Source organism: Paraburkholderia sp. D15, assembly GCF_029910215.1.
Classification (GTDB): Bacteria; Pseudomonadota; Gammaproteobacteria; order Burkholderiales; family Burkholderiaceae; genus Paraburkholderia.
Map to the genome: position 1 here is coordinate 495,730 of NZ_CP110396.1, position 13,905 is coordinate 509,634.

Annotated in this window: 12 protein-coding genes; 5 read left to right on the forward strand and 7 right to left on the reverse strand. The window is 63.7% G+C overall.

The features are described 5' to 3' along the window. The 5 genes from LFL96_RS21945 to LFL96_RS21965 all read right to left on the reverse strand — a co-directional run bounded on the left by LFL96_RS21945 (position 1) and on the right by LFL96_RS21965 (position 5,932). Positions 1–462, reverse strand: coding sequence for a VOC family protein (locus LFL96_RS21945; RefSeq protein WP_281002802.1), 462 nt, complete (start codon positions 460–462; stop codon positions 1–3). A 252-nt stretch (positions 463–714) separates the two neighbouring features. Beyond that, positions 715–1,038: a hypothetical protein gene (locus LFL96_RS21950; RefSeq protein WP_281002803.1), complete on the reverse strand. Its 324-nt coding sequence runs from the start codon at positions 1,036–1,038 to the stop codon at positions 715–717. Positions 1,039–1,056: 18 nt separating this feature from the next. Next, positions 1,057–4,533, reverse strand: coding sequence for a DEAD/DEAH box helicase (locus LFL96_RS21955; protein ID WP_281002804.1), 3,477 nt, complete (start codon positions 4,531–4,533; stop codon positions 1,057–1,059). A gap of 152 nt (positions 4,534–4,685) precedes the next feature. Next, a complete protein-coding gene (locus LFL96_RS21960; RefSeq protein WP_281002805.1) occupies positions 4,686–5,639 on the reverse strand; it encodes a zinc-binding alcohol dehydrogenase family protein in 954 nt (317 codons plus the stop codon). Continuing rightward, complete coding sequence (locus LFL96_RS21965; protein WP_281002806.1) at positions 5,636–5,932, reverse strand: hypothetical protein; 297 nt, start codon at positions 5,930–5,932, stop codon at positions 5,636–5,638. The genes LFL96_RS21960 and LFL96_RS21965 overlap by 4 nt, the downstream gene beginning before the upstream one ends. A 120-nt stretch (positions 5,933–6,052) precedes the next feature. Between LFL96_RS21965 and LFL96_RS21970 the strand changes: the two genes are divergently transcribed. Next, positions 6,053–6,883 carry a helix-turn-helix transcriptional regulator gene (locus tag LFL96_RS21970; RefSeq protein WP_281002807.1) on the forward strand — a complete coding sequence of 277 codons (831 nt, stop codon included), beginning with the start codon at positions 6,053–6,055 and terminating at the stop codon, positions 6,881–6,883. A 31-nt stretch (positions 6,884–6,914) separates the two neighbouring features. On the opposite strand, the gene LFL96_RS21975 is transcribed toward LFL96_RS21970, so the two are convergent. Both LFL96_RS21975 and LFL96_RS21980 read right to left on the reverse strand, forming a co-directional pair. After that, a complete protein-coding gene (locus LFL96_RS21975; RefSeq protein WP_281002808.1) occupies positions 6,915–7,922 on the reverse strand; it encodes a sterol desaturase family protein in 1,008 nt (335 codons plus the stop codon). A gap of 16 nt (positions 7,923–7,938) precedes the next feature. Further along, entirely contained in the window at positions 7,939–8,964 is a 1,026-nt protein-coding gene (locus LFL96_RS21980; RefSeq protein ID WP_281002809.1) for a beta-propeller fold lactonase family protein, read from the reverse strand. A 267-nt stretch (positions 8,965–9,231) separates the two neighbouring features. On the opposite strand from LFL96_RS21980, the gene LFL96_RS21985 reads away from it, so the two are divergent. Genes LFL96_RS21985 through LFL96_RS22000 form a run of 4 tightly spaced genes read left to right on the forward strand, consistent with a single transcriptional unit; the run spans position 9,232 to position 13,768 of the window. After that, positions 9,232–10,377 (forward strand): porin, encoded by a 1,146-nt coding sequence (locus LFL96_RS21985; RefSeq protein ID WP_281002810.1) that lies wholly within the window; start codon positions 9,232–9,234, stop codon positions 10,375–10,377. Between the two features lie 10 nt (positions 10,378–10,387). Next, a complete protein-coding gene (locus LFL96_RS21990) occupies positions 10,388–11,068 on the forward strand; it encodes an ABC transporter ATP-binding protein (RefSeq protein ID WP_281002811.1) in 681 nt (226 codons plus the stop codon). Between the two features lie 13 nt (positions 11,069–11,081). Continuing rightward, positions 11,082–12,056 carry an ABC transporter substrate-binding protein gene (locus tag LFL96_RS21995; protein WP_281002812.1) on the forward strand — a complete coding sequence of 325 codons (975 nt, stop codon included), beginning with the start codon at positions 11,082–11,084 and terminating at the stop codon, positions 12,054–12,056. After that, the gene (locus tag LFL96_RS22000; RefSeq protein ID WP_281002813.1) at positions 12,056–13,768 is read left to right on the forward strand and encodes an iron ABC transporter permease; all 1,713 of its coding nucleotides are present in this window, start codon (positions 12,056–12,058) and stop codon (positions 13,766–13,768) included. Before LFL96_RS21995 ends, LFL96_RS22000 begins: the two co-directional genes overlap by 1 nt. Positions 13,769–13,905 lie beyond the last annotated feature (137 nt).

Here is a 13,905-nt window from a genome sequence, read left to right on the forward strand (position 1 = left end):
CTACACCCAGCCGTCGATTTTCAAGCCACTGACGCGCTCGGCTTCCTCGCGCGACACCTCGCGGATGGTCTGCGCAAAACTCCACGCGTGCCCTCCCGGATCGCGCGCCACATACACGCGGTCGCCGTAAAACTGATCGGCGAGTTCGCGCGTGATGACCGCGCCCGCCGCCCGCGCGCGCGCGCAGTGTTCGTCGATGCCCTCGCGTAGTTGCACGTGCACCGACTGCGTGTTCTTGCCGCCGATCGACGCGGGGCTCGCCATGTCCTCGGACCATTCGCGGCAAATCATCACGTAGCTGTTGCCGAAGCGCATTTCCGAGTGGGCGAGTTGCCCGTCGTTGTCGGTGATGACCATCTGGCGCTCGAAGCCGAACGCCTTTTCAAGCCAGTCGAGCGCGGCAAACGCGTCCTTGTAATACACCGATGCGCCCAGCGAAGGACGTTCGAACGTTCCGCTCATGGTTGCCTCCTTGCAGTAGCTTCTTTGTTAAACCTGACGGTTAATATTTAACATTATAGTTAAACAAATGAGCAATGCAAGGACATCATGACCTGACGTTCCAACCACATCAGACAGACTGAATTGGCTCGAAGTATTCCCGGATCAATGCACCACCTCAGGTAGACGTAGCGCATCGAAATTGAAGAGCGCGCCGAATTCCAGCTCACATATCGACACCATCCGACGCGTCCCGCCCCTGCGCCGTTCCCGTTATGAATAAAGCTCGTCGCGCAGTCCTTGAGTGGTGTTGAGCAGATCTTCGAGTTCTTGCTGCTTCTCCTCGAGTCGCTCCTTTTCCTCCCTCAACCTTTCTTCCTCATCGACATTTTGGCCGTCTGCGTCTCCCTGCGCTTCGATCGCCGCCTCGATCGCGTGGATCGCCTTCTGCAAGTCCTTCAACCACTGTTCGATCTGCGCGATCTGACTATCGAGCTCGGCCTGCGTCGGGTCAGTACCCGGTACGGCTTCGCTTTCCCAGTCGCCGATCACTTCGTCGATGTTCCGCAACAACGCCCCGATTTCCTTGTCGTTCACCGCGATTCTCCTTAAAGGTCATTTGCCTACTGTTACATTCACATCCGGCACACCAAGCTCCGCTTCACGCAATTCAGCCGTAGTGCCAACTCGAGCGAGCCACTGCTGCGCCGTGATCGGCGTGCCAAGTTTCTCCCGCGCGACACTGAAGTACTTCAGCTCGCCCCACAGCGATGCATCGCCCACCACAAAAATCCGCTGCTGCGCACGCGTGAGCGCGACGTTGAGTAGATTGGGCTTCGAGACCGCCCAGTTCGCCGAACCCGCATTGTCGTGATCCGCGCCGAGCACGAAAATCACCACACTCTCTTCCTTCCCCTGGAACGTGTGCACCGTACCGATCCGTTTGCTGCACCACGACGCCCAATCTTTTTTCGAGGGGCCGGCACGTCTGCTCGCGACCGCCAGATCAAGCTGTTCGAGACGGCTCAGCAGTGCTTTTTTGATTGCCTTGAACGGCGATATCACATAAAGCGGCGGCAATTTGCCGGACTCGGCGTAGAGCCGCACGATCATTTTCTCCACGATCTCGATCTGCTGCGGCACAACCTGCTTGTCTGCGGTCTTGCCGCGCACGTCGACCCACGCGCTGTCGCCAAGGTGCAGAGGATCGCTGTCGGGAACGCGGGACTTGAGGCCGAATACCATCTTGTCGTGATAGGCGATCCGGTTCGCAATCGAGAACATCGGATCGACACAACGCCGATGCACCCGCAACGGGCTACCGATCCACAACGGCCCCTCGCCTTCAACCGCGACGTAGGTGCCAAACGGATTCGCGTCGTCCGCGAGCCGCTGCACTGATACCTTGGCGGGCGAATAACGGCCGTCCGACGTAGGCACCGACAGATTCGCCAATGCCGTGATCAGTTGCGTGGGCACGGTGAAGACCGGTTCGATCTGCAACGGGTCGCCGACCACCATCGCGCGACGGGCACGCCACAACGCACCGACTGCGGCCTGAGGCACGGCCTGACCCGCTTCGTCGATAAACAGCCAGCCGATCGAACCGGGGCCCATGCCGCGGAACTGCCGCGCGAACGATGCGAACGTCGACGACACGACCGGCACCACCATGAAGAAGCTCTGCCAGACCAGCGATGCGTCGGCGGGATTTTCCAGCCGGCCGCCACGAAGCAGCTTGCTGATCGCGAACAGGTTGCCGCCGAAACCCTCGCCGCCCGTTTGCGCGACTTCCGCCAGCCAGGCCTCGTGGAGCGCAAGCGCCGCCACAAATACGCGCGTGCGCAATTGCGCCAGTTCGGCGTCCTGCCAGAAACCGTCGCACTGTACCTTGTCTGTCTCGACCCGCTCCGGCGATTCCGGCAAGCGCATGCCGGCGAATTTCGCGCGCCCTTGTTCGAGTAGCGCATCATTTTTCCGCCAGACCGCGGTGGCGTCCGCCAGCGCCGCATCCGCGAGATCTTTTTCGGCCTGGGCTGCGCGAACAGCATCGAGCGCGGGATCGATCAGTTCGCCGCTTGTCGTGATCCGATCGTGCGCGACGATCTGGTCGCCCGCATTTTTCTTAACTTTTTGCTCGTGCTCAGTTGCGTCTTTCGTTCGCCTCAGTCTTGCAAAAATACCCGGCCGTTGGCGATCGATCAATCGCTCCTGGTCCTGGAGCGTGGCGAGCGCCGCTCTGGCCTTCTGAAGCGCGGTTACGCATTTCGTGTGCTCCGCCGACGCCTGGTTCAGCGCGCGACCCGCCTCCGTCAAGCGGTCCGTGGCTGCCTGCGTGAATTGCGCTTCCGGCACATCGGCCCATGCCGTATGCAAGTCGGCGTAGCGCAAGCGTTCGTCGAGCGCCAGTTGAAACGACGCGCGCGCGTCGAGAAAAGCCGTTTTCGCCGCCGCGAAACCCGGACCGGCATAGTGCTTGAGCCAGTCGCGTATCGCGTGAGGATCGTCTTTTCCACCGCGCTCGTCTTCCGGTCGCCAGTCGTCGAAGAAACGGTTGCAGAAACGCCGCCGGTTTTTGGCATTGCCGAGCGCGCACGAGATCATGCCCCACGGCACATCGGACGACGCCAGCTTCAGATAGTCTTTTTCGCCGTTTTGCGCCGCGACCTTGTGCGCAACGGGCTGCAGATATCGCACGTCGCGCCACGCAGCGCCGAGTTGCTTGCGCTTGGGCAGATCGTTGGAAATATTTTCGACCGCGGCATTGTTCGAGGACGCCACCACCATCTCGAATCCGGTCAACGCCGGCCGGAGCTTACGGATCGTCGCTGAGTTGCCGTCAGCGAATGGGATTTTGCTACGCGTCTGTTCGAACCCGTCGGCAGCGTTCGCGAGCTTCGCCAGTTCGCTCGCGCGCCGCACGATGTTCTCGCAGATCATGTCCCGCAGCAGCGTCGTCTTGCCGGTGCCAGGCGGCCCATTGACCGAAAATATCGCCCCCGATTCCAGATGCTCGAACGCCGTATTGATCGCGAACTGCTGCATCAGGCTCATCGTTCGCGACGAATCTTCCGGCCAGTGCCCCACGTTGGTTTTCGTGGGATGCTGCGCGCGGACGATTGCTTCGCGGCCGGCGTCGATGTAGAGGTCAAGGCGCTTATTGACATCCGCGGGCAACAGGTAGGCGCGTATCGTGGCCGGCAAATCGCCCCGATCAAGCGACGCCATGCAACGCTCGATATCCTCAATGTAGAAACTGTTCAGAATGTCGACGGTCTGCTCGTCGGCGGCGTCGCTCTCCTCGTCGTCGTCTTCGTCCGGCTCCGCCGCACCCGACGAGGACGACGCGGCGCGCGTGGGCGTTTTGCCCTGGCCCGCGGCGGCCGCTGCCGCTTTCGGCTTGCCATTATTTTTCTTGCGCGTGACGATTTCCAGCAGCGCGACGGAAGACTGCACCGGCAAGGCCCAACCTGCCCACTCGGCCAGCAAGGTCCGCAACGCGATAATTTCATCGCCCGATAACGGAACCGGAACCGGGACCGGGCCGTGCTTCGGCGTCGCGCTGTCGGCGTCGCGCAGCCGGAGTCTGCGGCGTTCGGCTTCGTAGTTGCTCAGCCGCCCGGACAGGTCCTGCCGCGCGGCGTCGAATGCCGCCGACGTCAGCGCGGCCAAACCGTCGCGTCGGGCAGTGCCCAACGCCCACGGCACGCTCGATACCGACAGCGACGCGAAGTCGGGTTGCCCATGCACGTCCAGCGTCACTTTCGCGATACAGGTTTCGCCGTCGAGCGCGGTGCGCTCGGCTTCATCAATCGAATCGACGGGTTCGGCGCCCGGCAATTCGCGAGCAAAATCCGCGATGACCTGCATGTCGAAAATGCCGACATACAGTCTGAACCCGGCCAGCTCGCGCTCCGCCCCCACCTCGACCCGCCATGGCGACTTGGCGCCCGCATTTAAATCAGACGCCTTGAGGCAAGTCAGATTTTCCCTGGCGGTGTTGTCCCATACCTGCTTCAAATCGAAAGGAATAAAGAACTCGATCTTGTGCCAGTAATCGAGAATATCGCGCAGTGTCTGGGCTTCCGTCATTCGCTGGTTCGTCGCATCGTCAATACGAAGACCAGAACCTTATCAGTTTGCGGAGAACTATTTATGCCTTTGCCACGCGGGAACGATTGCTTTACGTCGATTTAAACTCAATCAATTCAAATTGCATGAACAACACATAAAAATCGATGCCCTCACGGCACAAAAACCGTCCTGCACGCGCTATCCGCACACCCCCAATGCACTGCCAACTCCGCAAGCGGCACCGCCTTCGCCTCGACCCGCAAACCCGCCGGACCCGCTGCATCGAAAACCGCTTTCAGCGTCGCGAACAAACGCGCCAGCGGCACGCTGCCGATGCCACTGCCAAGCAACGTGATATCCGCCGAACGCAGCACCGCCGACGGCAGCGCCATCTCCGCGCCGCTGATCGCGCCGATCTGCACGACGCGCACTGGCCGGTCGTCCGCCGACGCCTTCGCCGCCGCGATCAGCAACGCCCGCGCGCTCGCGCCCCACAGATAATCGAGCACGACGTCCACGCCATCGCGGAACGCCGCTTCGAACGCGCGGTTCATATCGGCTTCGCTCTGCTCGAGCGAAATCGTCACGTCGGCGCCCGCCTGCTTCAATGCTTCCAGCGCCGCCGCGTTACGCCCGGTCGCGACGATCCGCGCGGCACCGAGGTGTCTCGCGATCTGCACGGCAAGCCGTCCCGAGGTACCGGTCGCGCCGTTCACCAGCACCGTTTCGCCCGCGACGAAACGCGCCCGTTCGACCAGCGCCGCCCACGACGACATGCCCGGAATCGCCAACGCCGCGGCCGTCACGTCGTCGAGCGTGTCGGGCAACGCAATGCAATGCGAGTCCGCGACGAGGCTCTGTTCCGCCATCGCGCCGAACGGGGCGCGCGGTTTGAAGAAGTACACGCGCCGGCCATAGTCGAGGCGCCCCGTGCCGTCCACGCCGGCCACGAACGGAAACGCACCGGTCGACGAATAATGCGAGCCGGCCGCCCGCGAGCGCGTCACATGACTCAGCGACGAGGCCGTCACGTGGACGACCCGCAAGCCATCGGCCGCCTCGGGTTGCGCGAAATCCGCGTAGACGGGCGCCTCGCCCGCCGCGTTGACGATCGCCGCTTTCATGACTGCACCTCGCCGCCGGTTGCGGATGACGCGCCCGGCTGATGCCGCGCCCGCACCCATTCGCGCAGCGCCGGCTCGCGAATTTCCAGCACCTCGAACAGCCCCAGCAGATGCAGCGCAGGCAACGCGTCGAGCATGTCGGTTTCGGCTTCGGCACGGGCCGCGTCGCTCGCGTGGCTGTCGCACCAGACCCGCGCATTGGCGAGAAAAGCCGCGACGGTGCCCTTGCGCAGCATCACGCCGTCGAGGCTGACCTGATTGATATTGTCGGGAAGAACCTGTTCTGCTCGCATCGCACTCACTCCTGGTTAAGGATCGATCGGAACGTCGATCAAACATCCATGGAAACCAGTTTAGTGATGCGCGCGCGGCCAGACTCCGGTATAAAGGCCAATCAATACGGTGATCTGGCCATGTCTCAACCTATCATTCGCGCGGATCTCGTCATCTCGCCTGACGGCCCGTTTCTCGCGGCGGCCGAGCTGACGGAGAAAGAGGCGCGCAACACGTCGTCGCATAGCCACGCGCGCGGTCAGTTGATGGGCGCGTTGAGCGGGCTCGTGTCGGTCGGGCTCGACAAACAGCAGTGGGTCGTGCCCGCGATCCACGCGATCTGGATTCCGCCGCACTACACGCACTCGGTGCGCTCGTACGGGCCCTTCTCGGGCTGGAGCGTGTTCATCACCGAGGCGCGCTGCGCGCAGTTGCCGCGCGAACCGCGCGCGATCAAGACCACGCCGCTGCTGCGCGAGGCGGTGCGGCGCGCGGCGAGCTGGCCGGGCAAGGAACTCGACGCCACGCAGGCGCGCATCGCCGAAGTGATCGTCGACGAACTCGCGGCATCGAAGGAAGAATCGCTGGATCTGCCGCGTCCAGACGACGCGCGGCTCATCCGCATCACGGACGCGCTGGTCGGCGATCTGTCGGACAACCGGCGCCTGGAGGAATGGGCGGTGTGGGCGGGTCTCGCGCCGCGCACGCTGAGCCGGCGCTTCGTCGCGGAGACGGGGATGACGTTCGCGCAGTGGCGTCAGCAGGCGCGTCTGCTGCGTGCCCTCGAACTGGTCGCGGATGGCGTGCCGGTGACGACGATCGCGCTGGAACTCGGTTACGACAATGTCAGCGCGTTCATCGACATGTTCCGGCGCGCGTTGGGAACGACTCCGGGGCGCTATCTCGCGGCTGAAGCGCAGGAAACGCGAGAAGCGCGAGAAGTGCGAGAAGCGCCGCCGGAGAAAACATAAGCGGAAAGTCCAGCTGAAGGCCGGAAGTCGCTTACTCCGCCGCACCGCCCGCATAGTGACGCCGGCCGCGCAAACGCTGCGCGATGCGGCCGAACGCGAACCACTGCTGCGCGAGCAAACCCGCGCCATACGAGCGGCCGATACCTTGCGGCGCGGGCAACTGATCGCGAATCCCGGTCGGCTCGACCGTGCGGTCCCACGACGCGGTACGGAACATCATGTCCCACCACGGAAACAGCACGCCGAAGTTGCAGCCGTAGCGCGTGCCTTCATGCCCATAGCCGACCGCATGATGCCGGCGATGAAAGATCGGGCTGACGATCGCCCGTTCCAGCAGCCAGCCATACGGCAGACGCGCATTCACGTGCTGCACGCTCTGCATGAAATTGCCGACGGCGACCAGCACGACGAACTGCGTCGGCTGCACGCCGATGAACAGCGAAATCGCAGCGAAAAACGCCGCCTGCACGATGTCGTCGAGAAAGTGATTGCGGTCGTCGGCCCACAGCGACATCTGCTGCTGGCTGTGATGCACCGCGTGCAATTCCCACCAGACGCCGAAGCGATGCTGCCAGCGGTGATACCAGTAGCCGAAGAAATCGAGCACGACCAGATAGATCAGGAACGACACCACCGGCTGATCGGTCACGCCGGGCCACAGACTATCCACGTCGATGTTCGGCACGTTGTAGATCGCCATCAGGCTTTGCCAGTGATTGAACAGCGGCTGCAGCATGAAGAAGAACGCGATATTGATGATGCCGAGCTTGGCGATCCACGTGTAGATCACGTCGGCACGCAGCGCCTTGCGATCGGTCCACGCCTCGACCGGGCGCAGCGCTTCGAGCGGCCGCAACGCCGCATACGTGACGACGATTTCGAGCACGCCGATGATGACCCAGTACAGCGCGTCGTACGTGTCTTCGTCGTAGCCCATCAGGCCGACCTTGAAGAAGAACGGCTGCACCACGTCGACATACAGCAGCGTTTGCAACGCCGAGATGCCGTTGTCGAGCAGCGCGAGAACTTCGTTAATCATCGATAAAACCCTCTCGTCAATCCGGATTCGGCGCGCTCACCGGCGCGCGGTTGGCGAAATACAAGCCATGTGGCGAACGTCCGACCGCAATCGTGTCGATAAGTTTTCGCGTCGTCAGATCGATGATGCCGACGTGCTTCGCGAAGCGGAACGTCACCCACAGATAACGGCGATCGGCGGACAACTCCATGTCGTCGGGCCCGGGCAGCAGACCGGTGATGTCGCCGACTTTCGTCAGCGTGTTGTAATCGAGAATGCTGATCGTGCTCTCGACGCGATTCGTGACCGCGATGTGCTGGCCATCGTCGAGATTGCGGAAGTTGTGCGCGCCGCGGCCGGTCTGAATCTTCTTCACGAGCTGCTGCTTGCGCCAGTCCACCACCGCCACGTCGTCCTCGCCGGTCATGCCGATCAACAGATAGCGGTCGCCCGGCGTCATCCACAAACCGGCGGGCGTATCGCCGATATGCAGTTTCCACAGCACCGTCTGCGTGGCGAGATCGATCGCCGCGACTTCGCCGGTGTCCTGCAAGGTGACGAACACGGTGCGGCTATCCGACGAGAACGTCATGTGGCTCGGCGTTTTCGACAGCGGCACGCGTTTGGCGAGCAGCACGTTCTGCCCGTCGTAGCGATAGATGTCCACGCGGTCGAGGCGCAAGCCCGCCGTCACGAACCATTTGTGGTCCGGCGAAAAACCCAGTTGATACGGATCCTCGATCCCTTCGACGCGGCGTTGCACCTGGCCGCTGTGCGGATCGAGAAACATCAGGTCGTTGGACACCGAATCGGCGACGATCAGCGAGCGGCCATCCGGCGTAATCATCAGATGGTGCGGCTCCTTGCCGGTCGGCTCGGCACCGACGACCTGGCGAGACGCCTCGTCGATCAGCTGCAGGCGCGCTTCACCGGAATCGAGCACGATGACTTTATCCGCGGCCTGCGCGACACCGCTCGCGAGGAAGCCGCACAGCAGCGCGGCGCGCACGCCTGCCTGCGCGATCGTGTTGATCGTTGCGATGGTTGAAATGGGAAATGACATGAAGTGGAATTCGCGCGCGAAATGAAATAAACGAAAGAGGGGCAGACTGGTGCGCGCTGGCGTCGAATCGGCGAGCACGCACGGCCGTCCCTTCATAACGTGACAACCCGCCTCGCCGATGACACGAATCGGTCACGGCACACGGGAAATCCCGGGAAAAACGCGAAAAAAACCGGGGAAAGATGACGCACGCCGCGCTGTCATTCATTTGACTTAAGCCCAGCTTACATTCACGGCTCAAACTTAATCCCAAAGAGGACACAATCCGTGAACCACTCCTACCGCATCGCGGCGGTCGGCTGCTGTCTGGCCGTTTCCGTCTGTCTGCCGAACACCGGCTTTGCCGCATCCGATTCTTCCTCCTCCTCGTCCGTCACCCTGTACGGCATCCTCGATACCGGCGTCGAATTCCTTAACAATGCCGCGGCCACGGGCAAGCAGACGCACGACGTCACGCGCCTCACCTCCGGCAATATGTCGGGCTCGCGCTGGGGCGTCACCGGCACCGAAGATCTCGGTGGCGGCTCGAAGACATTCTTCCGCCTCGAAAGCGGCATCAACGTCGACAGCGGCGCACTGCTGCAAGGCGGCCGCGAATTCGGCCGGCTCGCCTACGTGGGGCTGTCGAACAACGCGTACGGTTCGCTGTCGCTCGGCCGCCAGGGCGGCATGTTCCTCGACTGGCTGAGCGTCTACAACCCGCTCGGCAACGCGGTGTACGCGATCAAGATGCAGGACCCGGCGTTCTCCGACCGGCTCGACAACACGGTGCGCTACGAACATCACTTCGGCCCGGTCACCGCGCTCGTCCAGTACAGCCTCGGCTACGACAACGTGACGTATGGCGCGCAACCCGCCGGCGACACCCGCAACGCGCGCGTGATCGAGGCCGGTCTGCGCTATAAGAGCGGCCCGTTGAGCGCCGCGCTCGTGTACGACCAGAAGAACGGCGGCAGCACGAGCCCGAGCGCCGCGCACACCACCAAGGCCGGCGGCTACGAAGGCGACCTCGATCGCCGCATCGGCGTGGGTGTGCGCTACACGCTGGCCTCCACCGATCTGTTCGGCGGCTACCGCTACCTGAATTCGCAGGCGATCCATCTGAGCACGCTGTCCACGGGGCCGGTCGAAGCGACCAGCCTCTACTGGCTCGGCGCGACATATCACGCCAGCGCCGCGCTGAATCTGTCGAGCACCGCGATGTATCAGAACTTCTATGGCACGTCGCGCGATCCGTGGTCGTTCCAGGTGGATGCCGACTACTTCCTGTCGAAGCGCACGGACCTGTACGTGAACCTCGCGTACGCGCTGAACCGCAACGGCTCGAACCTCGGGTTGAACGGTTTCGGCACCGACGTGGTGGCGGGCAAGAACCAGATCGGTCTGCAGGCCGGCATTCGCCACACGTTCTGAGGATCACGGCATGAATAGCGCGAGTGTTGCGATCCGCGTGCGCGGACTTCGTCAGACTTTCGGCACGCAGAACGTGCTCGACGGCATCGATCTCGACGTGCCGGCGGGCACCACGCTCGCGCTGCTCGGACCCTCCGGCTGCGGCAAGAGCACGCTGCTCAAACTGCTGGCCGGTCTGCTGCAACCCGACGCGGGCCAGGTGATGTTCGGCCACGATACGGTCGCCGACGCGTCGACCTGCGTGCCGCCGGAAGCGCGCGGCCTCGGCATGGTGTTTCAGGACTACGCGCTGTGGCCGCATATGACGGTGGCCGGCAACGTGTCGTTTCCGCTCGAAATGCGCGGCGTCGGCCGGCGCGAACGCGCGCAACGGGTCGCGGCGGCGCTCGCGCGCGTCGGTCTCGACGGCATGGGCGCGCGCCGTCCGTCGGCCTTATCGGGCGGTCAGCAGCAGCGCGTCGCGCTCGCCCGCGCGATCGTCGCCGAGCCGCGCATCCTGCTGTTCGACGAACCGCTGTCGAATCTCGATAGCGCCTTACGTGCGAGCCTGTGCGACGAAATCGGCGCACTGCTCGCGCAACTCGGCACCACCGCGGTCTATGTGACCCACGAGCGCAAGGAAGCCGAAGCCCTCGCCCATACGATCGTCACGCTGGCGCAAGGGCGCGTGGAAAGCATCCTTCATCGCTAAAGGAATCGCTACAATGTTCAAGTCAATTTTCTTCGTTATTCTCACCATGTCGTTGACCCTCGGGCTGGGCGCTGTCCCGGCCGAAGCCGCTACGCTCACTGTCTACACCGCCGGTCCCGGCAATCTCAGCAAGAAACTCGCGCTCGGCTTCGAGCGCAAGACCGGCGTCAAGGTCGATCTGTTCCAGGCCACCACCGGCAAGGTGATGGCGCGTCTCGAAGCGGAAGCGAGCAATCCGCACGTGGACGTCCTGATTTCCGCGTCATGGGACACCGCGCAGGATCTGGAAAAACGCGGCTGGCTGCTCGACTATCAGAGCCCGAACGCTACCCGCGTATCGCCGATGTTCAAAGGTCCGGGCTATGTCGCGCAAGGCATCTCCGCGCTCGGCATCGTGTGGAATACGCGCACCGGCAAACCGGAACCGCACGACTGGCGCGATCTCGCGGGCCCCGCCTATCGCAATCAGGTGACCACGCCGAACCCGGCGCTGTCGGGCGCATCGCTCGATCTGCTGCTCGGTTTGCAGGATCGTCTCGGCGAAGCGGCCTGGTCGCTGTTCGATAGCCTGCACAAGAACGGCATGGTCGTGCTCGGACCGAATGCGCAGGCCATCAATCCGGTGCTGCAAGGCGCGAAATCGGCGGTGTTCGGCGCGGTCGATTACGTCGCGTACGGCGCGGCATCGAACGGCGAATCGGTGAAGGTGATTTTCCCGAGCAGCGGCACCGTGATCGCGCCGCGTCCGATGATGATTCTGAAAACCTCGCGCGCGCAGACCGAAGCGCGGGCGTTCATCGACTATGTGTTGTCCGACGAAGGCCAGAAGCTCGTCGCCGATGCGTGGCTGATTCCGGCGCGCGACGATATCGCCGGCACGCGTCCGCCGCTGAAAGACCTGAAGCTGCTGCCGCAGGACGACGGTTCGAACACCAAGACGCGCGCCGAAGTGCTCGCACGCTTTAACGCGCTGTTCGGCGAGCACTGATGGCCCGCGTGATGACGCGCGGCACGCCCAACGTGCGCGCGGTTCGGGCGAAACGCGGCGGCTCGGCGTGGTGGCTCACGCCGCTCTTCGCCGCGCTCGCGGTGCTGATCGCGTTGCCGGTCGGCTTCGTCGTGTTGCAGGCGGTCTTTCCGTTGCTCAATCGCGGTTCGTTCGCCCATCCGTTCGGCGCATTCGCGCAGACATTGATGCATGCGGATACGTTGCCCTTGCTCGGTAACACCGTGCGCTTCGGTGTGGGCGTATCGCTCGCGAGCGTCGCGCTCGGTCTGCCGCTCGGCGCGCTGCGCGGACTGTTCCGCTTGCCGGGCGCGCGCATCTGGGATCTGCTGTTTCTCGCGCCGTTCCTGATTCCGCCGTATCTCGCCGCGTTCGGCTGGATTCTGCTGCTGCAGCCCAACGGCTATCTTGAGCAACTGACCGGCGTGAACCTCGGCCGCTTTCTGTTCTCGTTCAATGGCGTGGTCGCGGCCATGACGTTCGGCGTGTTTCCGGTCGTCTACTTCTCGGTGTCGCGCACGCTCGCCGCGTTGGGCGGTCGCCTCGCGGAAGTCGCGCGCGTGTTCGGCGCGGGACCGTGGCGCGGCTTCATGCGCATCACGCTGCCGTTGATGCTGCCCGCGATCGCCGCCAGCGCGTTGCTGACCTTCACGATGGCGATCGAGGAATTCGGCGTGCCGTCCGCGCTCGGTTCGCGCGCCGGCTTCACTTTGATGGTGACGTCGATCGAGGAGCGCTTCTCGGACTGGCCGATCGATCTGCCCGGCGCGTCCGTGCTCTCGTTGCTGCTGGCGTTGCTTGCGCTCGCCGCTTTCGTGCTGCAGCGGCGCGTACTCGCGGGCCGCGATTTCGAAACGCAGACCGGCAAACCGAATGCGCTGTTGCGGCGCGAGCTGGGCCGCTGGCGCTGGCCGGTGTTGCTGCTGTTCGGTTTTGTCGCGTTGTGCGCGGCCATCGCACCGTTGTTCGCGATCGTCACGACCGCGTTTTCGCGCACCCTGTCCGGCGGTTTTGCATCCGGCAATCTGACGCTCGCGCATTTCGCGGCGCTCTCGTCGGGTAGCGACGGCGCGAGCGCGCTCGGCACGAGTCTCGCGCTCGCCGCCGCGACCGCGCTCGTGACCGGCGGGCTGGGTTTCGTCAGCGCATGGGTGGTCGTGAAAACGCGCGTGCGCGGCCGCGCGGCGCTCGACGCGTTGACGCTGCTGCCGCATGCGCTGCCCGGCATCGTCGTCGGCGTGGGTTTGATTCTGGCGTGGAATCTGCCGCTCTGGCCGCTCACGCCATACAACACGTGGGGCATTCTGCTGCTGTCGTATTGCTGCCTGCTGCTGCCCTACCCGATCCGCTACACGAGCGCGGCGCTGCGTCAGCTCGGTTCGGGTCTGGAAGCCGCGGCGCGCGTGCATGGCGCGACCCAGACGCGGGTGTTGGCGAGGATTGTGATGCCGCTGGTCGCGCCGGCGCTGATCTCGTCGATGATGATCGTGTTCGCGGTCGCTTCGCGCGAACTGGTGACGTCGCTGCTGCTCGCGCCGAGCGGCGTGCAGACCGCGTCGATCTTCATCTGGCAGCAGTTCGAGCAGGGTTCGATCGGCGATGGCATGGCCATGGGCACCGTGACGCTGTTGATCAGCGGCGCATTGCTGGGCTGCGGCGCGCGCTGGGCCAGACGGTTCGACGACGCGCTTTGAGCGTGGTGCGCTGTGGGCGCTGCTGCGAAGCAGCGTCAACGCGCATCGCGGCGCGATGAGCAAACGATAGGCAAACGATAAGCAAGCGATAAGCAAACGATGAACTAGCGGCTAGATGGCGGCGAACCATCTGCAAG